This is a genomic window from Actinomycetospora corticicola, assembly GCF_013409505.1.
Classification (GTDB): Bacteria; Actinomycetota; Actinomycetes; order Mycobacteriales; family Pseudonocardiaceae; genus Actinomycetospora; species Actinomycetospora corticicola.
In genome coordinates, this window is sequence record NZ_JACCBN010000001.1 from 1,583,713 (window position 1) to 1,604,486 (window position 20,774).

Annotated in this window: 19 protein-coding genes; 5 read left to right on the forward strand and 14 right to left on the reverse strand. The window is 73.4% G+C overall.

Features of this window, described 5'->3' with window-relative positions; genetic code table 11:
• Positions 1 to 120 precede the first annotated feature (120 nt).
• The 3 genes from secG to BJ983_RS07565 are packed head-to-tail and all read left to right on the forward strand — an operon-like array spanning position 121 to position 2,054.
• Positions 121 to 357 (forward strand): preprotein translocase subunit SecG, encoded by a 237-nt coding sequence (secG, locus tag BJ983_RS07555; RefSeq protein ID WP_018333624.1) that lies wholly within the window; start codon positions 121 to 123, stop codon positions 355 to 357.
• Between the two features lie 51 nt (positions 358 to 408).
• Positions 409 to 753: an RNA polymerase-binding protein RbpA gene (locus tag BJ983_RS07560; protein ID WP_179793256.1), complete on the forward strand. Its 345-nt coding sequence runs from the start codon at positions 409 to 411 to the stop codon at positions 751 to 753.
• A 26-nt stretch (positions 754 to 779) separates the two neighbouring features.
• Entirely contained in the window at positions 780 to 2,054 is a 1,275-nt protein-coding gene (locus tag BJ983_RS07565) for a TrpB-like pyridoxal phosphate-dependent enzyme (RefSeq protein ID WP_179797476.1), read from the forward strand.
• A gap of 38 nt (positions 2,055 to 2,092) precedes the next feature.
• Here BJ983_RS07565 and BJ983_RS07570 read toward each other — a convergent pair whose 3' ends face one another.
• Positions 2,093 to 2,596: an AsnC family transcriptional regulator gene (locus BJ983_RS07570; protein WP_179793257.1), complete on the reverse strand. Its 504-nt coding sequence runs from the start codon at positions 2,594 to 2,596 to the stop codon at positions 2,093 to 2,095.
• A 65-nt stretch (positions 2,597 to 2,661) separates the two neighbouring features.
• On the reverse strand, positions 2,662 to 4,137 hold the full coding sequence (gene yczR / locus BJ983_RS07575; protein ID WP_179793258.1) for a MocR-like transcription factor YczR: 1,476 nt from the start codon (positions 4,135 to 4,137) through the stop codon (positions 2,662 to 2,664).
• Between the two features lie 116 nt (positions 4,138 to 4,253).
• Between yczR and BJ983_RS07580 the strand changes: the two genes are divergently transcribed.
• Entirely contained in the window at positions 4,254 to 4,562 is a 309-nt protein-coding gene (locus BJ983_RS07580) for a hypothetical protein (RefSeq protein ID WP_179793259.1), read from the forward strand.
• A 76-nt stretch (positions 4,563 to 4,638) separates the two neighbouring features.
• Here the strand turns inward: BJ983_RS07580 and pgl are convergent, their stop codons facing one another.
• The 6 genes from pgl to tkt are packed head-to-tail and all read right to left on the reverse strand — an operon-like array spanning position 4,639 to position 12,755.
• Positions 4,639 to 5,418: a 6-phosphogluconolactonase gene (gene pgl, locus BJ983_RS07585; protein WP_179793260.1), complete on the reverse strand. Its 780-nt coding sequence runs from the start codon at positions 5,416 to 5,418 to the stop codon at positions 4,639 to 4,641.
• Positions 5,415 to 6,356: a glucose-6-phosphate dehydrogenase assembly protein OpcA gene (gene opcA / locus BJ983_RS07590; RefSeq protein WP_179793261.1), complete on the reverse strand. Its 942-nt coding sequence runs from the start codon at positions 6,354 to 6,356 to the stop codon at positions 5,415 to 5,417. The genes pgl and opcA overlap by 4 nt, the downstream gene beginning before the upstream one ends.
• The gene (gene zwf, locus BJ983_RS07595; RefSeq protein WP_179793262.1) at positions 6,353 to 7,888 is read right to left on the reverse strand and encodes a glucose-6-phosphate dehydrogenase; all 1,536 of its coding nucleotides are present in this window, start codon (positions 7,886 to 7,888) and stop codon (positions 6,353 to 6,355) included. Before zwf ends, opcA begins: the two co-directional genes overlap by 4 nt.
• Positions 7,885 to 9,531: a glucose-6-phosphate isomerase gene (locus BJ983_RS07600; protein ID WP_343053864.1), complete on the reverse strand. Its 1,647-nt coding sequence runs from the start codon at positions 9,529 to 9,531 to the stop codon at positions 7,885 to 7,887. Before BJ983_RS07600 ends, zwf begins: the two co-directional genes overlap by 4 nt.
• Positions 9,528 to 10,649 carry a transaldolase gene (gene tal / locus BJ983_RS07605; protein WP_179793263.1) on the reverse strand — a complete coding sequence of 374 codons (1,122 nt, stop codon included), beginning with the start codon at positions 10,647 to 10,649 and terminating at the stop codon, positions 9,528 to 9,530. The genes BJ983_RS07600 and tal overlap by 4 nt, the downstream gene beginning before the upstream one ends.
• Before the next feature lie 30 nt (positions 10,650 to 10,679).
• Positions 10,680 to 12,755 (reverse strand): transketolase, encoded by a 2,076-nt coding sequence (gene tkt, locus BJ983_RS07610; RefSeq protein ID WP_179797480.1) that lies wholly within the window; start codon positions 12,753 to 12,755, stop codon positions 10,680 to 10,682.
• Positions 12,756 to 13,329: 574 nt separating this feature from the next.
• Between tkt and BJ983_RS07615 the strand changes: the two genes are divergently transcribed.
• The gene (locus BJ983_RS07615; protein ID WP_343054439.1) at positions 13,330 to 14,217 is read left to right on the forward strand and encodes a heme o synthase; all 888 of its coding nucleotides are present in this window, start codon (positions 13,330 to 13,332) and stop codon (positions 14,215 to 14,217) included.
• Between the two features lie 89 nt (positions 14,218 to 14,306).
• Here the strand turns inward: BJ983_RS07615 and BJ983_RS07620 are convergent, their stop codons facing one another.
• The 6 genes from BJ983_RS07620 to mptB all read right to left on the reverse strand — a co-directional run bounded on the left by BJ983_RS07620 (position 14,307) and on the right by mptB (position 20,641).
• Entirely contained in the window at positions 14,307 to 15,170 is an 864-nt protein-coding gene (locus BJ983_RS07620) for a hypothetical protein (RefSeq protein ID WP_179793265.1), read from the reverse strand.
• Positions 15,171 to 15,355: 185 nt separating this feature from the next.
• Positions 15,356 to 16,327, reverse strand: a complete 972-nt coding sequence (locus BJ983_RS07625) for a quinone oxidoreductase family protein (protein ID WP_179793266.1) — start codon at positions 16,325 to 16,327, stop codon at positions 15,356 to 15,358.
• Positions 16,328 to 16,338: 11 nt separating this feature from the next.
• Positions 16,339 to 17,265: a COX15/CtaA family protein gene (locus BJ983_RS07630; protein WP_179797482.1), complete on the reverse strand. Its 927-nt coding sequence runs from the start codon at positions 17,263 to 17,265 to the stop codon at positions 16,339 to 16,341.
• Positions 17,266 to 17,348: 83 nt separating this feature from the next.
• The gene (locus BJ983_RS07635) at positions 17,349 to 18,128 is read right to left on the reverse strand and encodes an ABC transporter permease (RefSeq protein ID WP_179793267.1); all 780 of its coding nucleotides are present in this window, start codon (positions 18,126 to 18,128) and stop codon (positions 17,349 to 17,351) included.
• A complete protein-coding gene (locus tag BJ983_RS07640) occupies positions 18,125 to 19,048 on the reverse strand; it encodes an ATP-binding cassette domain-containing protein (protein ID WP_179793268.1) in 924 nt (307 codons plus the stop codon). The genes BJ983_RS07635 and BJ983_RS07640 overlap by 4 nt, the downstream gene beginning before the upstream one ends.
• 9 nt (positions 19,049 to 19,057) lie before the next feature.
• Complete coding sequence (gene mptB, locus BJ983_RS07645) at positions 19,058 to 20,641, reverse strand: polyprenol phosphomannose-dependent alpha 1,6 mannosyltransferase MptB (protein WP_343053867.1); 1,584 nt, start codon at positions 20,639 to 20,641, stop codon at positions 19,058 to 19,060.
• Positions 20,642 to 20,774 lie beyond the last annotated feature (133 nt).

Consider the following 20,774-nt stretch of genomic DNA (forward strand, 5'->3'; position numbering starts at 1 on the left):
CCCGGTCGTTCCACGGAGTGACCCCGGACCGTCCGGTCGGAGGGGCCGGGTAGTGTGACGCACGAACCCCCGCCCCGCACGACGGGGCGAGAGAACGACCTGGAGGTCACGGAGCCCGCGATGCGACTGTTCCTGGAGATCCTGCTCATCGTGTCCAGCGTGCTGCTGGTGCTGCTCGTGCTGCTGCACCGTGGCCGGGGCGGAGGTCTCTCGTCGCTGTTCGGCGGCGGTGTGCAGTCCAGCCTCGCCGGCTCAAGCGTGGTCGAGAAGAACCTCGACCGCCTCACCCTGTTCGTCGGTGCGATCTGGCTGATCGCCATCGTCGGGACGGGCCTGCTCATCAAGATCGAAGGTTGACCGGCCCGGACCCAGGCACCGGGCTCGTGACGATGCGGAGGTAGTGCCGACATGGCTACTGGCAACGCGATCCGGGGTACCCGGGTCGGGTCCGGTCCGATGGGTGAGTCGGAGCGGGGCGAGAGCGCGCAGCGTGTGCTCGTCTCGTTCTGGTGCTCGAACGGCCACGAGACCAAGCCCTCGTTCGCACACGACGCCGAGCTGCCCGCCACGTGGGACTGCCCGCGCTGCGGCCTGCCCGCGAACACCGACATGAAGAACCCGCCGCCCGCGCGCCGCACCGAGCCGTACAAGACGCACCTCGCGTACGTGAAGGAGCGGCGCAGCGACGCCGACGGCGAGGCCCTGCTCGAGGAGGCGCTCGGCAAGCTCCGAGCCCGTCGCGGGGAGAACTGATCCTCTGACAGGGTGTCCGGGTGACCGTGCCCGCAGAGATCACCGACACCCGCTTCTCGTTGAGCCAGGCCGAGATCCCCTCGGCCTGGTTCAACGTCGCCCCGCACCTCTCCAGCCCCCTCGACCCGCCGCTGCACCCCGCGACGCGTGAGCCGGTCGGCCCCGACGACCTCGCCCCGCTGTTCGCGGGTGAGCTCATCGGCCAGGAGATGTCGGCCGACCCGTGGATCGACATCCCGGGCGAGGTGCTCGACGTCCTGCGGCTGTGGAGGCCCACGCCGCTGATCCGGGCCCGCAGGCTCGAGGCGGCGCTGAAGACGCCGGCGCGCATCTACTTCAAGGACGAGTCCGTCTCGCCCGCCGGCTCGCACAAGCCGAACTCCGCGGTGCCGCAGGCGTTCTACAACGCCCGTGAGGGCATCAAGCGGCTCTCCACGGAGACCGGGGCGGGCCAGTGGGGCACCGCGTTGTCCTTCGCGTGCGCGCAGTACGACCTCGAGTGCGCCGTCTACATGGTGCGCAAGAGCTTCGAGCAGAAGCCGTACCGCAAGGTCATCATGGAGACCTGGGGCGGTTCGGTCGTGCCCTCGCCGATCGACGACCCGTCGAACGCGGGCTCGCTCGGCTCCGCGATCTCCGACGCGGTCGCCGACGCCATGGGCCGCGACGACACGCACTACGCGCTCGGCTCGGTGCTCAACCACGTGCTGCTGCACCAGACCGTGATCGGCCTCGAGGCCCAGCAGCAGCTCGCGCTCGCGGGCGAGACCCGCCCCGACGTCGTGATCGCGCCCTGCGGTGGCGGGTCCAACCTCGGCGGGCTCGCGCTGCCGTTCCTGCCCGACCCGTCGGTCCGGCTGCTCGCCGCGGAGCCCGCGTCGTGCCCGACGCTCACGCAGGGCACCTACGAGTACGACTTCGGCGACGTCCAGGGCCTCACGCCGATGATGAACATGTACACGCTCGGCCACGACTTCATGCCGCCCGGCATCCACGCCGGCGGCCTGCGCTACCACGGCGACTCGCCGATCATCTCCAAGCTGGTCCACGAGGGCCGGATGGAGGCCGTGGCGCACCGCCAGAAGGCCGTGTTCGAGGCGAACGTGCTGTTCGCCCGCGTCGAGGGCAAGCTGCCCGCGCCCGAGGCGGGTCACGGCATCGCCTCCGCGATCGCCGAGGCCAACGACGCGACCGAGAAGAACGAGGAGCGCGTCATCCTCTTCAACTACTGCGGCCACGGCCTGCTCGACCTCGCGGCCTACCAGGACTACCTCGCCGGTGACCTCGGCGAGGAGCCCTAACCCCTTCCCGACGACGGGTGCCGGGCCGGCACCCGTCGTCAGGACGAGGGCGCGTCGATCCCGACCGCCCGTGGCTCGACCAGCGAGGTCTTGATCACCGAGGTGACGGTGGAGCCGCGCTCGATCCAGAGCTCGAGCACCCGGTCCAGGTCGGCGACGTCGCGTACCTGGATGCGCACCAGCAGGCAGTCCTCGCCGGTGATCCGGTGGGCCTCGACCACCTCCGGGGTGCGCGCCACGATCTGCTCGAGTGCCTTGCCCTGCCCGAGCGCGGGCCGCACCCGCACCCACGCGCCGATCGGGAAGCCGACCGCGGCGGGGTCGACGTCGAGGCGGTAGCCCCGGATCACGCCGACCCGCTCGAGGCGCTGCACCCGCTCGGTGACGGCGGGCGCGCTCATGCCCACCACGCGCCCGAGGGCGCTCATGGACAGCCGGGGATCGTCCGCGAGCGCCCGCAGGATGGCCCGGTTGACGTCGTCGAGGAGCCCCTTGTCGTTCTCCAGGTAGGAGCGGCCCCGGGGTTCGAGAGTCGAAGTCACGACGCCACTATGTCCGTGGATCGGCCATGTCGTCCAGCCCTGAGGTCTCGCAGGATGAAGGTGTGTCAGACGACGGTGGTGAGCGTGGCGGCCGAGGTGGAGCCCAGCGAGGCCCACGCGGCGGCGAGCCGTTCGACCGCGTCGTCGAGCACGTCCACCCGGTGGGTGTAGGGCACCCGCAGGAAGCCCTCGAACGCGCCGCCGATGCCGAACCGCGGCCCCGCCGCGAGGTGCAGCCCCTGGCGGGCGGCGGCGTCGACGAGGGCGCTGGAGCGGGGTGCGCCCAGGTCGATCCAGGTGGAGAGCCCGCCCGTGGGGCTGGGCACCGTCCACTCCGGCACGGCGCGCCGCAGGGCCGCGACGAGGTGGTCGCGCTGCGCCGCGGCCGCCGCACGGCGCTCGGGCAGCAGGTCGTCGAGGCGCGCGAGCAGCGCCGCGGCGACGAGCTGCTCGAGGACGGGCGAGGCGATGTCGTCGGAGGCCCGACTGGTGGCGATCCGGCGCAGGACGGCCCGCGGGCCCCGCATCCAGCCCATGCGCAGGCCGCCCCAGACGGTCTTGCTCATCGATCCGATGGTGAGCACGGGGGCCTCGCCGGCCGTCGTCGCCCAGGCCCCGAGCGGCGGCGGGACCGGCTCGTCGAGCCACATCTCGCGCAGGCAGTCGTCGACGACGAGAGGCACGCCGTGCCGGCGGGCCGCCGCGACGACCGCGCCGCGGGTGTCGGCGTCCATGACCGCGCCGGTCGGGTTGTGGTGGTCGGGCACCAGGTAGGCCAGCGCGGGGGAGGACTCGCGCAGGCCCGCGGCGAAGGCGGCGACGTCCCAGCGGGTGCGCCCGTGGTGATCGCGGTCGAGCGCCATCGGGACCGGGCGGGCGGACGTGTGCCGCACGAGGTCGACCGCACCCGGGTAGGTGGGCTGCTCGATGAGGACGCGGTCACCCGGCCGCACGAGCGCCCGGACGGCGAGCGCGTGGGCGTGCTGGGCGCCGGCGGTGACCATCACCTCGTCGGGCGCGGTCGGCAGCCCCTGGGCGGTGAGGCGCTCCGCGATCGCGGTCCGCAGCAGCCGCGTCCCCAGCAGGTCGTAGCCCGGCCCGACGAGGTGGGTGGGCAGGGCCGCGAGGGCCTCGGCGCCGGCGGCCGTCATCGCCTCGATCGGGGCGGCCGGCGCGGCGTGCGCGAGGTCGATCACGCCCTGGGGGAGGTCGGGCGACACCGCGAAGGCGCCGCTCGGGGCGAAGGGCGCGGGGGAGGTGGTCGGGGTCCCGGACGGCAGGGCGGTCCAGGTGCCCGACCCGCGGCGCCGCAGCAGGTGGCCGCTCTCGCGCAGCTGCTCGTAGGCCGCGGCGACCGTGCCCCGCCCGATGCCCAGGGCCAGCGCCAGCTCCCGCTCGCTCGGCACCCGCGTCCCGACGGCGAGCCGGCCGTCGCCCAGCAGGGTGCGGATCCGTCCGGCCAGGGCCGCATAACCCATCGAGCCGTCGGCGAACTCGCCGAGCTGACGGACGAGCGCGTTGCCACCGAGCTGCTGTTCCACCGGTCACCTGCCACTTCTGCCACTCAGCCTGCCACTGTGGAGCCAATGGCCGTGGCACGCCTGTCAATGTCCAGCCACTCTAGAGATACCACCTCCTGACCACGAAGGAAGTCATCATGTTCGAGCTGCTCACCGTCGTCCTCGTCCTCGCCGCCGTGGCGGCCCTCGTCGCCCGCTACGGCGCCGACAGCCGCTCGAACGACGGCGCGGACCACCGCGACCCCGCCCTGCCCCGGGGCCCGCAGTACGGCCACACCCCGGCCTCGGACCTGCGGCTCCTCGCCGCGTTCGCCCGCCGGGTCGCGGCCCAGCGCCAGGCGTGGGCGGCCTACGACCGGTCGCTGCGGCCGTGGGAGACGCAGCGGAGCGGAGCTCGACCCATGGGGTGGGAGACCCCGCGCAGCACCGCTCGGCCGATCGGCTGAGCCACCAGAACGAACGAACGGCCCTCTCGCGCACATCGATGCTGCGAGAGGGCCGTTCGTTCGTCCCGGGTCGGGCCTAGATCTGCGCTGCGGCCGCCTCGTCGAGGAGCCACAGCGTCCGCTCGGTCCCGGCGAGCCCGGCCAGCGGGATCTCGACCTCGGTCGCCCCGTGCGCGGCCTTCGCGAGGGCCTCGGCCTTGCCCTCCCCGGCGGCCACCAGCCACACCTCACGCGCGGACCGGGCCGCGGCGAGGGTCAGGGAGACGCGGGTCGGCGGCGGCTTGGGGCAGTCGCGGACGGCCACCACCCCGGCCGCCGTCGCGTGCACGGCGGGGGAGTCGGGGAAGACCGACAGCGTGTGGCCCTCCGGCCCGCACCCGGCGAGGAGCACGTCGAACGCCGGGATGCCGGGCACGCCCTCGCCGAGCCGGGCGGCCGCCTCGGTGAGCACCTGGGCGTAGGCCTGGGCGCCCTGGTCGGGGTCGGCGGAGTCCTCGGACTCCAGCGCCGAGGGACCCGGCGTCGACGAGGCCATGGGGTGCACCCGGGCCGGGTCGAGCGCGACGCGGTCCAGGAGGGCCGCCCGCGCCTGGGCGTCGTTGCGGTCCTCCGAGCCGGCGGGCACGAAGCGCTCGTCGCCCCAGAACACCTCGACCTGCGACCAGTCGACGGAGTCCACGTCGGGCGAGGCCGCCACCGCCTCCAGCATCGCGATGCCGATCCCGCCGCCGGTGAGCACCACCGACGCCACGCCGCGGGCGGACTGCGCGGCGGCGAGCGCCGCGAGCAGCCGTGCCGCGCCGTCCGCCGCCACCGACCCGTCGTCCGGCAGGGTGACGATCTCCCGCTCCCTCACGCGTCCACCGTGCCTTTCTCGGCCTCCACGCGGGGGATGGCCTCGAGCGCCTCTTCGAAGATCTCGTCGGGGTCGAGCCGGCGGAGTTCCTCCGCCAGGCAGTCCCGCGCGGTCCGGCGCGGGAGCGCCACCCGGCGGACCGGCTGACCGGGCTGGGTGAGCTTCGCCGTCTTGGAGTCCTGCCGCTTGAGCTCGACCGTGCCCGAGGGCCGCTCGAGCCGGACCGCCCCGAGATGACCTCCCGGGACGTCGACCACGCGTCGGGTCACGGGGACCCCCAGGCGCGAGGACAACCAGCCCGCCAGCAGATCCGCGGACGCGGACTCGGCGAGCCCGTCGACCTCGGCGCTGGTCACGTCGTCGTAGGGCGGCTCGTCCAGGGCCGACGTGATGAGCGCCCGCCACCCGGTGATGCGGCTCCACGCGAGGTCGGTGTCGCCCGGCCGGTAGTGGGCGCCGAGTTCGAGCAGGGTCGCGGCCGGGGTCGACGTCGTCGAGACGTCGGTGATGCGCCGTCCTGCGACCGCCCCGACCGGGTCCTCCGCCGGCGACCGCGGCGGCTCGCCCGGCCACCAGGTGACGATGGGGGCGTCGGGCAGCAGCAGCGGGACGATGATCGACCCGCCGTGCTCGGCCAGGGGCCCGTACATCCGCAGCACGATGACCTCGCTGGCGCCGGCGTCCCCGCCGATCCGGATCTGGGCGTCGAGCCGCGTGGCGGCCTCGCGCTGACCGCGCGCCAGCACGAGCACCCGGCAGGGGTGCTCGCGGGACGCGTCGTTGGCGGCCTGGATGGCCTGCTCGGCCTCCGGCCCGTCGACCGTGGCGATCACCAGGGTGAGCACCCGGCCGAGCGCGACCGCGCCTGCGGACTCCCGCAGCTGGACCATCTTGCGGTTGACCGCCGACGTGTCCGTCGAGGGCAGATCGACGATCACGGTCGCCTCCAGACCCGGCCGGTCCGCGAGAGCAGCTCGTCGGCCGACGGCGGGCCCCAGGTGCCCGCGGCGTAGTGGTCGGGGGAGCCCTCGCGGTGCCACTTCTCGATCACCGGGTCGAGGATCCGCCAGGACAGCTCGACCTCGGTGTTGGTGGGGAACAGCGACGGCTCGCCCAGCAGGACGTCGAGCAGCAGCCGCTCGTAGGCCTCGGGGGAGGCCTCGGTGAACGCGGTGCCGTACCCGAAGTCCATCGTGACGTCGCGGACCTCCATGCCCGACCCCGGCACCTTCGAGCCGAAGCGCAGCGTCACGCCCTCGTCGGGCTGCACCCGCACCACCAGGGCGTTCTGGCCCAGCTCCTCGGTCATCGTCTGGTCGAAGGGCAGGTGCGGCGCCCGCTTGAACACGACGGCGATCTCGGTGACGCGGCGTCCGAGTCGCTTGCCCGTGCGCAGGTAGAACGGCACGCCCGCCCAGCGACGCGTGTTCACCGAGCAGGTGATCGCGGCGTAGGTCTCGGTCACCGAGTCGGTGGGGAAGCCGTCCTCCTGCTGCAGGCCCTTGACCTCGGTCGAGCCCTGCCACCCGGCGGCGTACTGGCCCCGGGCCGTCGTCTCGTCGATCGGCTCGGCGAGCTTCGTCGCGGAGAGGACCTTGATCTTCTCCTCGCGCAGGTCGTCCGGGGAGAACGACAGCGGCTCCTCCATCGCGGTGAGCGCGAGGAGCTGCAGCAGGTGGTTCTGGATCACGTCCCGTGCGGCGCCGATGCCGTCGTAGTAGCCGGCCCGGCCGCCCACCCCGATGTCCTCGGCCATCGTGATCTGCACGTGGTCGACGTGGTGGGCGTTCCAGATCGGCTCGAACAGCTCGTTGGCGAAGCGCAGGGCGAGCAGGTTCTGCACCGTCTCCTTGCCGAGGTAGTGGTCGATGCGGAACACCGAGTCCTCGGGGAAGACGTCGTTGACGATCGCGTTCAGCTCCCGCGCCGACGCCAGGTCGTGCCCGAACGGCTTCTCGATGACGACGCGCCGCCAGGCGTCCTCGGTCGAGTCCGCGAGGCCCGCCCGGGAGAGCTGCTTGCACACCGTCGGGAAGGCATCGGGCGGGATCGACAGGTAGAACGCGTGGTTGCCGTTGGTCCCGCGCTCGCGGTCCAGGGCGGACACCGTGTCGGCGAGCCGGTCGAAGGCCGCGTCGTCGTCGAAGGTGCCCTGCACGAACCGCAGCCCCTCGGCCAGCCGGTCCCACACCTCGGAGCGGAACGGCGTGCGGGAGTGCTGCCGCACGGCGTCGTAGACGATCTCGGCGAAGTCCTCGTGCGACCAGTCCCGCCGTGCGAAGCCGACCAGCGCGAAGCCGGGCGGCAGGAGCCCCCGGTTCGCGAGGTCGTAGATCGCGGGCATCAGCTTCTTGCGCGCGAGGTCGCCGGTGATCCCGAACAGCACGAGGCCGCTCGGGCCGGCGATCCGCGGCAGACGCTTGTCCCGCTCGTCCCGCAACGGGTTGCGCCACGCGGCGGGAGCTGTCACCGCCGGACCTCCGCCACCGCATTCGTCAGGGCCACGAGGCCGGCCGCGCGGTCGGCCAGGTGCAGGCGCAGGACGGGACGGCCGTGCTGGGAGATCACCTGGGCGTCGCCGGCGGCCTGCGCGTGCTGCAGCTCGCCGAAGGTGAACGGCTGGTCCGGGATGGCCAGGTCGTCCGCCACCGAGCCCGTGATCTGCAGGAACACGCCGTTCTGGTGGCCGCCCTTGTGGTACTGCCCGGTGGAGTGCAGGAACCGCGGGCCCCACCCGAAGGTGGTCTGCAGCCCGGTGTTCTTCGCGATCTCCGGACGCAGCACCTCGGCCGAGGCGTCGTCGAGCCGGTCCAGGTAGGCCTGCACGGCGACGTACCCGCCGTCGGGGGCCTCGGCGATGAGCTGCCCGAGCGCCTCGACGAGGGTCGACGGGGAGCGCAGCCACTCGCCGCGGACCTCGATCCCGCCCTCGACGAGCACCGGCGCCTCGTCGGTGCCGGTCGTGCCGTCCCCGTCGAGGAGGTCCCGCGTGGCCTGCTTCGCGGACTCGACGTCGGGCTGGTCGAACGGGTTGATGCCGATCAGGCGGCCGGCGAGGGCCACCGCGGTCTCCCAGAGCAGGAACTGCGCCCCGAGCGACCCCTCGGTCGCGATCTGCGCGTTCCCGACGGCGGGTCCGATCGTCACCGTGGTCGCATCGTGGCCGTGGTCGGCGAACCCGGGGGCGTCCGGGGACTCCACGACGACGGGCAGCAGCCCGAGGCCCTGCTTGCCGGTGGACTCGGCGATGAGCTGCTCGGCCCAGTCGCCGAAGCCGACGAGCCCGGAGCCCGAGTCGGCGAGCACGACCTTCTCCGCGCCGGCGTTGTGGGCGGCCGCGAGTGCGGAGCCCAGCTGGATCGCGGGGTTGTCGGCCGAGTCGCGCTGCAGCTCCGGGGCCGCCGCGGCGGCCTCGTCGAGCAGGCCCCCGACGTCGACGCCCGCGAGGGCGCTCGGCACGAGCCCGAAGGCGGTGAGCGCCGAGTAGCGGCCACCGACGGCCGGGTCGGCCTCGACGGTGGCGCGGTAGCCCTGCTCGGCCGCCTGGTCCCCGAGCTTCGTGCCCGGGTCGGTGACGACGACCATGCGGGAGGCCGCGTCGATGCCGTTCGCCGCGAACTGCTCGGCGAAGACCCGGCGCTGGCTGTCGGTCTCGACGGTGCCGCCGGACTTCGAGCTGACCACCAGCACGGTGCGCGACAGGTCGCCGGCCAGGGCGTCCCGCACCTGCCCCGGGTCGGTGGTGTCGAGCACCGTGATCGGGTGCCGGCCACCGACCGCCGAGCCCGACCGGGTGTGGCAGATGACCTCGGGCGCCAGCGACGACCCGCCCATCCCGGCGAGGACGACGCGGTCGACGCCCTCGCCGTGCAGGTCGCCCCGCAGTGCGGTGAGACGCTCGACCAGCGGCTTGGACGACTCGTAGAGCGTCACCCACGACAGCCGTTTGGAGGCCTCGTCCTGCGCGTCGGGGCCCCAGAGCGTGTCGTCCTGGCGGGCCAGCTTCGAGGCGACCTCGTCGGTGACCAGCTTCTCGACGAGGGCGGACGCCGCCTCCGCGAGCTGGGGGTCCACCAGCGAGACCGTCAGCGGGGCCTCGACGGGGGCGCTCACGACTGCTCCGGGCTGCGCCGGGTGAGCTGCTCGGAGATGGTCTCGAGGAGCTCGGTCCAGGCCTTCTCGAACTTGTCGACTCCCTCGTCCTCGAGGACCTGGTAGACGTCGTCGACGTCGATGCCCACGTCGGAGAGCGCGGCGAACACCTCGCCCGCGGCGTCGGCGGTGCCCGACACGGCGTCGCCGTGCAGCTCGCCGTGGTCGGCGAAGGCGTCGAGGGTGGCCTCCGGCATCGTGTTCACGGTGTCGGGCGCGACGAGCTCGGTCACGTACAGCGTGTCGGGGTACGCCTTGTTCTTCACGCCGGTCGACGCCCAGAGCGGACGCTGGACGGTGGCGCCGGCGCCCTTGAGCGTCGCCCACCGCTCGGTGGAGAACGTGTCGAGGTAGGCCTGGTAGGCCAGCCGGGCGTTGGCCACGGCGGCCGTCCCGCGCAGCGCGAGGGCCGCGTCGGTGCCGATGGCCTCGAGCCGCTTGTCCACCTCGCTGTCCACGCGCGAGACGAAGAAGGACGCGACCGAGCCCATGACCGACAGGTCGTGCCCGTTGCTGCGCGCCTGCTCCATGCCGGCGAGGAACGCGTCCATGACGGCGCGGTGGCGGTCCACCGAGAAGATCAGCGTGACGTTGACGCTGATGCCCTCCGCGAGCACGCGGGTGATCGCCGGCAGCCCCTCCGGGGTGGCCGGGATCTTGATCATCAGGTTGGGCCGGTCGACGGTCTTCCAGAGGTCGACGGCCTCGGCGACGGTCTTCTCGGTGTCGTGCGCGCTGCGCGGGTCGACCTCGAGCGAGACGCGGCCGTCCTTGCCCGCCGTCTCGGTGTAGACGTTGCGGAAGATGTCGCAGGCGTGCCGCACGTCGTCGGTGGTGATCTCGCGGACGGCGTCCTCGACCGACGCGCCCCGGCGGGCGAGGTCGTCGAGCTGCTCGGCGTAGTGGTCGGCGTCGGCGAGCGCGGCCTGGAAGATCGACGGGTTCGACGTGACCCCGACGACGTGCTTCTGCTCGATCAGCTCGGCCAGGTTCCCGCTCATGATGCGCTGGCGGGACAGGTCGTCGAGCCAGACGGAGACGCCGGCGGCCGAGAGGTCGGCCAGGGGAGTGGTGCTCATGTAGTCCTCACTTCGACAGTCGCAGCGGGGTCACTTCGACGCGCGCGCGATGGTGCGGCGGGCGGCGTCGACGACGGCCTCGGCGGTGAAACCGAACTTCTCGAACAGGGTCTCGTAGTCCGCGCTGGCACCGAAGTGCTCGATGGACACGGGCTCACCCGTCGTCCCGAGCAGGCGGTACCAGGGCTGCGCCACGCCGGCCTCGACGGAGACGCGGGCGGTCACGGCCGCGGGGATGACGCTCTCCTGGTAGTCCGCGTCCTGGTTCTCGAACCAGTCGAGGCAGGGCATCGAGACCACACGGGTGGGAACGCCGTCGGCCTCGAGGGTCTTCCGCGCCTCGACCGCGAGCTGCACCTCGGAGCCGGTGGCCACGAGGATCACCTGCGGGTCGCCGGAGGCGTCCTCGAGCACGTAGCCGCCGCGCGCGACGCCCTCGGCCGAGGTGCCCTCGAGCACCGGCAGGTTCTGCCGGGTGAGCGCGAGACCGGCCGGGCCGGTCGGGTTGTCGAGGACCGCCCGGAACGCGTACGCGGTCTCGTTCGGGTCCGCGGGCCGGACGACGGACATGCGCGGGATGGCGCGCAGGCTCGCGAGCTGCTCGATCGGCTGGTGGGTCGGGCCGTCCTCGCCGAGGCCGATCGAGTCGTGGGTCCAGATGTAGGTGGTGTTGAGGTTCATCAGCGCCGCCAGGCGGACCGGGGGCCGCATGTAGTCGGAGAAGATGAGGAAGGTGCCACCGAACACGCGGGTGCCGCCGTGCAGGGCGATGCCGTTGAGGATCGAGCCCATGGCGTGCTCGCGGACGCCGAAGTGCAGCACGCGGCCGTACTCGTTCATCCGGCCCCAGTTGTTGGTCTCCACGCTGGAGGGACCGAACGACGGCGAGTCGGGGATCGTCGTGTTGTTGCTCTCGGCGAGGTCGGCCGAGCCGCCCCACAGCTCCGGGAGCTCCGGGCCCACCGCACCGAGGATCTTCTGCAGCGCCTTGCGGGTGGCGAGCGGCTTGTCGTCGGTGGTCCAGGTCGGCAGCTTGTCCGCCCAGCCGGCCGGGAGCTCCCGCTTCGCCATGCGGTCGAAGAGCTCGCGGCGCTCCGGGTTGGCCTGCGCCCAGTCGTCGAACTTCTTCGTCCAGGCCTCGTGGGCCTGGTGGCCGCGGTCCTTGACCTGGCGGGCGTGCGCGAGGACCTCGTCCTCGATCTGGAACGACTTCTCCGGGTCGAAGCCGAGGATCTTCTTGACCTCGGCGACCTCGTCGTCCCCGAGTGCCGCGCCGTGCGCCGCGCCGGTGTTCATCTTCTCCGGCGCGGGATAGCCGATGACGGTGCGCAGCGCGATGAAGCTGGGGCGCCCGGTCTCGGCCTTCGCGTTCTCGATGGCCTCGCGGATGCCGACGACGTTCTCGCCGCCGCGCACCACCTGGGTGTGCCAGCCGTAGGCCTCGTAGCGGGCCACCACGTCCTCGGAGAGCGCCACCGAGGTGTCGTCCTCGATCGAGATGTGGTTGTCGTCGTAGAAGACGACGAGGTTGCCCAGCTGCTGGCGGCCGGCGATCGAGCTGGCCTCGGCGGTGACGCCCTCCTCGATGTCACCGTCGGAGGCGATGACGTAGACGAAGTGGTCGAACGGGCTCTCGCCCGGTGCCGCCTCGGGGTCCCAGAGACCACGCTCGCGGCGGGCCGCCATCGCCATGCCGACGCTCGAGGCCAGACCCTGGCCGAGCGGGCCGGTGGTGATCTCGACCCCGGTCGTGTGGCCGTGCTCGGGGTGGCCCGGAGTCCTCGAGTTCCAGGTGCGCAGCGCCTCGAGGTCGCCCATCTCCAGGCCGTAGCCGGAGAGGAACAGCTGGATGTACAGGGTCAGGCTGGAGTGCCCGGCGGAGAGCACGAAGCGGTCGCGACCCGGCCAGTTCGCGTCGGCCGGGTCATGCGTCATCGTGTGCTGGAACAGCGTGTAGGCCAGCGGCGCCAGGGACATCGCGGTGCCCGGGTGACCGTTCCCGACCTTCTGCACCGCGTCGGCGGCGAGCACGCGGACCGTGTCGACCGCGCGCTGGTCGAGGTCGGACCAGTCGTCGGGACGGTGCGGGGTGGTGAGGGCTTCGATCTCCTCGGGCGACTCGCTCGCCGGGTGGGTGCTCTCGGTCGTGGTCACGAACCTGCTCTCCCTGTGTCTCACGTCGTGAGCCGTACGCGCGTGGTAGCGGCCCTGTTGTCCGGATCCCTCCCGACGCGGCTCGGGCGCCCCGGTGGGTCCGGGTCGCACCGGTGCGATCTGGATCGATCCGGAATGTCCGTCGAGCCCATGCTGTCACGGCGGGGCGACACCACGGGAACCGTCGGGTGACCAGTCGGGCGACCAGTTGCCCGACCAGTGGCGCTAATACCCGCTGGGCGCCGCACGGACACGCCCGGGCGGGGCCCGACGAGGCACGACGTGTGGCCCTCTAGGATCGATCTCTGCGCTCGCGCGCGTGACGTGCCCCGCACCATCACCCCCCTCCGGGGGGCGGGCGAGCGCGAGGGGCGCCCGGGGTGCAGACTGCATCCACGACAGCGTGTAGGAGGCGGCCCGACGGGCCGCCGAACGCCTGAGAGGACCGGGTGATCGGGTGAGCACGGCGGTCGGTCCGACGCCGACGGGGGCGAGGACCGGGCTCGGCGGGTACTGGGACCGCTCCGTGGCCACCGTCCGCGCGTACCTCGCGTTGACCAAGGCCCGGATCATCGAGCAGCTGCTCGTGGTCACCGTGCCGGCGATGATGCTCGCGCAGCGTGCGGTGCCCTCGCTCTGGTTGGTCCTGGCGGTGCTGCTCGGCGGCGCCATGGCCGCGGCGAGCGCCCACGCGCTGAACTGCGTGATCGACGCCGACATCGACGCCAAGATGGCCCGCACGCGGAAGCGGCCGCTGGCGCGCGACGCCGTGCCGCGCTCCCACGCCCTGGTGTTCGGCCTGGTGCTGGGGGCGATCTCGGCCGTGTGGCTGGGCCTCACCGCCAACTGGACGGCCGCGGCCCTCTCGGTCGCCGCGATCGCCTTCTACATCGTGGTCTACACGCTGGTGCTCAAGCGCCGGACCTCGCAGAACATCGTGTGGGGCGGCGCCGCCGGCTGCATGCCCGTCGTCATCGGGTGGGCGGCCGTCACCGGCAACGTCGGCTGGCCGGCCCTGGTGCTCTTCGGGATCATCTTCTTCTGGACCCCACCGCACTTCTGGGCCCTCGCGATGCGCTACCGCGACGAGTACGCCGCCGCCGGGGTGCCGATGCTCCCCGTGGTCGCGTCCCCGCAGCGGGTCTCGCGCCAGATCGTCCTCTACTCGTGGGCGATGGTGGCCTGGTCGGTGCTCCTGGTCCCGGCCACGTCGTGGATCTACCTCGCCACCGCCGTCGTCGGCGGCACGTGGTTCCTCGTCGCCGCCCACCGGCTGGACCGGGCCGTGCACCGCGACGAGGTCGTCAACTCGATGCGCCTGTTCCACCTGTCGAACACCTACCTCACGGGTCTGTTCGTCGCGGTGGCGGTGGACTCGGCCTTCGGGTGGCCGGTCTTCGGCTGGCCCTTCTAGCCCTGGCTGATCGTCCGGCCCCCCGCCGCGAGGTGCACATCAGGCATCTCCGGCGGCCCGGGAACCTGCACCATGTGAATCTCGTCGGATCACACCGTGCAGCCGCGCAGCGCGAGGGTCTTCAGCAGGCGGCGGACGAACGCCAGCGGGAACAGCAGGTCGTCTGCCGTGCAGGGCACGACGATCCACCCGCACGATGCGAGCTCGGCGAGGCGTGACTGGTCGCGGCGCCACTGCTTGAGGTCCATCCGGTGTCCGTCGCCCTGGTACTCCGCGGCGACCTTGAACTCGTCCCAGCCGAAGTCGACGCGGGCCACGAAGAGGTACTGGGCATCACGGACCTCGAACTGCGGGGTCGGTGTCGGGACCTCGTTGCGCGCCATCGCCAGGCGCATCACCGTCTCCGGCCGGGAGCCCGACCGAGGGTCGGCAGCCTCGACCGCGGGTGCCACACGTCGGGCGCCGCGGGCTCCGGCCGGCCGGTCCAGCAACCGCGCCGGATCGAACTCGCCGACCCGGGCCAGGGCGTCGAGCGCGACCACCCCGTCGACGAAGCCGAGCCGGCGGACGAGATCCCACGCCGTCCGCTCCGTCGAGGTCACGAGGAGCCCGTCGACCTCCACGACGTCGTCCCCGGCGACGGTGTCCCGGCGGATGGACAGGCCCGGCCGTGGGCGGACGCTCCGTCGGCCCACGATCAGGTCGACCACCGCGTCCGGCGGGGCGATGTGGGCTCCGTGGACCTCGGCAGCTGCATATCCGCCCACGACCGGTGGGTCCCCACGCACATAGAGCACGGCCTCCCGCGCCCGTCCGACGAGATCGTCCGGGTCCGCGACCTGGTCCGTCAGCACCCGGACGTTGGGAAACAGACGTGTCGTCGACGGCCCGGCGAGCCGACCGCGCGTGATGTCTCCAGCTGCGAGGGCCTCGTTCGCCCGGAACGGCCCCATGATGTGCTCCACACCAGCTTGGAGTCCGTCGACGCCCGATCGGTTCCGTCCGGTCTTCGAGGTGCACACCAGGCAGCCGCACGGCCGGAAGAACCTGCCTCACGTCACCCTCGCGTAGGCAGCTGGCCCACCGCCCGGCGAGGTGCACACCAGGCAGCCGCACGGCCCGCGGAACCTGCCTCACGTCACCCTCGGGACGGCACCAGCAGCAGCTTCCCCGACGTGGCCCGGCCCTCGAGGTCACGGTGCGCGTCGGCGGCCGCCTCGAGGGGGTAGCGGGCGCCGATCCGCACCGACAGCGACCCGTCCGCCACGGCCGCGAACACCTCGGCCGCCCGCGAGCGCAGCTCAGCAGTCGTCCGCACGTGCCACCCCAACGACGGGCGGGTGAGGTACACCGAGCCGGCCGCGTTGAGTCGCTGCGGGTCGACCGGCGGCACCGGTCCGGACGCCGCGCCGTACAGCACCAGCACGCCCCGCACGCGCAACGAGGCCAGGGAACCGTCGAACGTCGTCGCGCCCACCCCGTCGTACACGGCCGCGACGCCGTCACCCGAGGTCAGCGCGCGCACCTCCTCGGCGAACCCCTCGTAGCCCAGCACGTGCGCCGCCCCCGCGGACCGGGCCAACGAGGCCTTCTCCGCGGTCGACGTCGTCGCGACGACGGTCGCCCCCAGCGAGGACGCCATCTGGCACAGCAACAGCCCCATGCCGCCCGCCCCGGCGTGTACGAGCACGGTGTCGCCCGGGCGCACGGCGTAGGTGTCGTGCACCAGGACGTGGGCGGTCAGCCCCTGCAGCAGGACGGCCGCCGCCACGTCGGCCGACACCCCCGGGGGCACCGGCACGCACCGCGCCGCCGGGACCGCCGCCGTCTCGGCGTAGGCCCCCGGACCGTCGCAGAACGCCACCACGTCGCCTACGGCCACGTCGGACACCGACGACCCCACCGCGCGCACGGTCCCGGCACCCTCCAGCCCGGGCACCGTCGGCAGGGTCGACGGGTACAGGCCGCTGCGCAGGTAGGTGTCGATGTAGTTCACCCCGGCGGCGGCGACGTCGACGAGCACGTCCTCCGCGCCGACGTCCGGCTCGGGCACCTCGGACGGGACCAGGACCTCGGGCCCGCCGTGGGCCTCGACACGAACGGCACGCATGCCGCCGGACCCTAGGCCTGCGCCGCCACCATCTCCCGCGGGGAGCTTCCCCACGACGGGTCGGCGACCGCGGGTCGCGTCGTCCCGGCCCACAGCCACGCCGTCGCCGCGACGACGAGCATCGAGCCCAGCACGTGCAGCGCCACGAGCACCTCGGGCACGCCGATGGCGTACTGGATGCCACCGAGCAGGCCCTGGGCCAGGGTCACCCCGACCAGCACCCGGAACCGCACCAGCACCGACCGCGGGGCGGCCACGGCGTGCAGCAGGAAGCCGAGCCCGACGAGCAGGCCGAGGAACGCGAAGAGCACGTGGGCGTGCGCCATCGCGAGGTCGGCGACCGAGAACGCGGTCAACCGGGGCGTCGCGGGGTCCCCGGCGTGCGGCCCGGCCGCCGTGACCAGCGTGCCCAGCACCACCAGCACGAACAGCACCCCGGCGCTCACCCCGACCAGCCCGCGCACGGACCGCGGCACGACCGTCTCCCGCTGCTCGGCGGCGTCCGGCAGGGCCCAGGCGTCGCGGGCCAGCAGCACCGCCAGCCACACGAGCGGCACGGAGACGATGAAGTGCGGCGCGACGGTGTACCAGGCGAGCCCGGTGAGCACGGTGATCCCGCCGAGGACCGCCTGCGCGACCACGCCCAACGGCATGGTGCAGGCCAGCAGGAGCAGTCGGCGGCGGCGCGGGCGCACGAACAGGGCGGCGATCACGCACGCCGCGGTGACGAGTACGAGCGCGATGCCGAGCAGCCGGTTGCCGAACTCGATCCACTGGTGCAGCACGGCCACCTCGGCGTGCGCGACCGGGACCATGCTGCCCGGGAAGCACTGCGGCCAGGTCGGGCAGCCCAGGCCGGAGCCGGTGACGCGCACGGCGGCGCCGGTCACCGCGATCCCGCCCTGGCCGACCACGGCAGCGACCGCGAGCCCTCGCATCAGGGCCGGGGGAGTCCTCACCGGGCCAGCCTACGACAGGGCGTCGGAGACGCAGCGGAGCGGAGTGCGACCACGAGGAGGCGTCAGTCCCACTTCAGCGTGCGGCCCGCCACCAGCCCGGCCACGACGCCCCACACGAGCAGCACCACGACGTGCCCGAGCCCCGGCGTCCCGCCGAGCAGCACGTCCCGCAGCCCCTCCGCGAGTGCCCCACTGGGCAGCAGCACCACGAGCGCCCCCAGCGGACCCGGCAGCTGGTCGGCCGGCACCACGATCCCGCCGACGAACAGCAGGACGAACCACACGACGTTGGCGATCACGAGCACGAGGTCGGCCCGGACCGAGCCGCCCAGCAGCAGCCCACAGGCCCCGAACGCGCCCGCGCCGATCACGACGAGCAGGAGGGCCCAGCCGAGCGACCCGGCGTCGGGACGCCATCCCAGCGCCAGCGCGACCCCGCCGAGCACGACCACCTGGATGACGACGACGGCGGCCATCCCGCCGAGCCGGCCGGTCACCACGAGCCAGCGCGGGATCGCGGTCGCCGCGAGCCGCCGCATGAGGCCGTAGCGGCGGTCGAAGCCCAGCGCGATCGCCTGCGAGGTGAAGCCGGTGGACATCATCGCGAGCGCGAGCACGGTGCCGAGAGCGGCGTTCACCCGCGGCTCGGGGAGCTCCACGAGGCCCTGGAGCAGGGTGAGCCCGACCAGGAGCGCCAGCGGGATGACGAGGGTCAGCAGCAGCTGCTCGGAGTGGCGCAGCGCGAGCAGCGTCTCGGTGCGCGTGTGCACGGCGAGCATGCGGCCGCGCGAGCCGACGCCGGGCTCGGGGGAGAAGGTGCCGTCCTCGAACGCCGTGCTCACGAGCGCAGCTCCCGTCCGGTGAGGTCGAGGAAGACGTCCTCGAGGCTGCGGCGCCCGACGCGGACGTCGTCGGCGAGGACACCCTGGCGGGCGCACCAGGCGGTGACGGCGGCGAGCACCTGGGGGTCGATGTGACCGGAGACCGTGTAGTGCCCCGCGGGGCCCTCCTTGGCCAGGTAGCCCTCGGGCAGCACGCCCTCGAGCAGCGTGAGGTCCATGCCGCCCGGGGCGCGGAAGCGCATCGTCTCCTCGGCGCCGGCGGTGGTCAGCTCGTCCGGCGAGCCGGCGGCGACGACCCGGCCGTGGTCGACGATCACGACGTCGTCGGCCAGCGCCTCGGCCTCCTGCATGAAGTGCGTGGTCAGCAGCACGGCCACGCCGTCGGCGCGCAGGGCGCGGACGAGGTCCCACACGAGGTGGCGGCCCTGCGGGTCGAGGCTGGAGGTCGGCTCGTCGAGGAACACGAGCTCGGGCCGCCCGACGATCGCGCAGGCCAGGCTGAGCCGCTGCTGCTGACCGCCGGAGAGCCGCTTGTAGGGCAGCTTCGCGCAGGAGTCGAGGCCGAGGGTCGAGATCAGCCAGCCGGTGTCGAGCGGGTGCGCCGAGCAGGCGGCGACGAGGTCGAGCATCTCGCGCACCCGCACCATCGGGTACGCCCCGCCGCCCTGCGGCATCACGCCCATGCGGGCCCGCAGCGCCTCCGGGGCGCCCGCCGGGTCCGCCCCGAGCACCCGCACCGCACCCGCTGTCCGGGACCGGAAGCCCTCGCACACCTCGACGGTGGTGGTCTTGCCGGCACCGTTGGGTCCGAGCAGGGCGAGGACCCGCCCGTGGTGCAGGTCGAGGTCGAGCCCGTCGACCGCGGTCGTCGCGCCGTAGCGCACCACGAGGTCGCGCACCTCGACGGCCGGTTGACTCACGCCGCCAGCCTAGGTGGGTCCGTCGGTCCCGGTGCGGGGAGGGATCCGCGGCGTGTTCCCGCGGGCGGCGAGCAGCGGCACGATCGCGACCAGCAGCGCGGCCGTGATCGCCATCGGCAGCTGGTAGGCCCGGAAGGTGAAGTCGTTGCCGGTGGGCGGCACGAGCAGGGACACCGCGGCGCACACCGCGACCGCGCAGCCGCGGACGCGCGGGGCGGTCACCGAGCAGGCCAGCGGCACCATCAGCCACAGCAGGTACCAGGGGTGCAGCACGGGCCCGGCGAGGAACACCGCTCCGAAGCCGTAGGCGACACCCGCCACCGGGTGCAGCCGCCCGCGCAGCACCATGAACACCAGCAGCGCGCAGACCAGCGCGGCGACGCCGAGCCCGGCCGAGCGGGTGAGGGAGAGCACGGCGTCGGTGTGGTCACCGAGGCCGAGCCAGATGCCGATCTGGCCGCCCAGCACCCCGAGGTCGGTGGTGACCGACAGCCACGAGCGCAGCAGGTTCGGTACCGACAGCGCGGTGATCCAGCCGAAGCCGAGCCCCGAGCCGACGGACACGGCCACCACGACGGCGAGCCCGGTCCCGGCCACCGCCGCGCCCCACCGGATCAACGCGACCAGCCCGTCCCGTCCGCAGGGATCCTTTCCGGCGGCCAGACAGCGCTCCCGGGCGACGTGCGCCCCGAGGAACGCGAGCGCCAGGATCGCGGGAATCTTGCCGGAGGCGCCGAGCCCGATGAGCAGCGCGCCGACGAACCAGGAGTAGCGGAAGCCGATCTCCAGGCCGAACAGGACGACGCCCATCATGATCGCGTCGTTGTGGATGCCCGAGACCAGGTGGAAGAGCACCAGCGGGCTGACGGCGAGCCACAGCGCGGCGATCGGCTCCACCCCGGCCCGCCGGGCCAGGTGCGGTGCCGCCCAGATCACGAGACCGAGCCCGATCAGCGCCAGGATCCGGTGCAGGTAGACGCCGAGCACGATGTTCTCGCCGGCGATCGTGGTGACCAGCCGCCCGAAGGTGAGGAATCCGGGGCCGTAGGGCGAGGGCGTCGTCCGCCAGATCGTCGGGATCGAGGCGACCAACGGGTCGTCGAGCCCGAGCGCCTGGGCCGCCCCGAAGACGTAGGGGTCGAAGCCGCGCGAGACGACCTCGGCCTGAGAGAGGTAGCCGTAGACGTCGGTGGAGAACAGGGGAGGGGCGACGGCCAGGGGCGCGCACCACATGACGAGGATGCGCGAGAGCTGGCGGACCGTCAGCCGCACGCGCCCCGGCCAGGCCAGGCGGCCGAGCCACAGCCACGCGAGGACGACCATGCCCATGCCCACGTAGGCGAGCGCGATCGAGACGGTCGGCAGCCGCCCGGGCAGGCCGAGGACGCGCATGCCCAGCAGGGGGTTGTAGGCCGACGCCGGCGTCGCGCCGCACCCCAGCGCGCCCACGGCCATGAGCAGGGCGCCGGTGAAGCCGAACCGCCGGCAGAACCGCAGCCGCCGACGTTCGTCGACGCTCGCGGGGGCCTCGCGGGCCGAACGCGTGCCCGACCCGTCGGGCCCGGGGGGAGCCGTCGGCGCCGTCGCGGTCACCACGCGAACGATACCGAGCGCCTTCCCGACGCCGGGTCGGGCCCGCCTCGCGGGCGGGCGCGGCTCCCGTCGTCGTGACCCGTGCCACCTCGTCCGGCCCGGCTTTGCCGCCCCGGAACATATAGGCAAGACT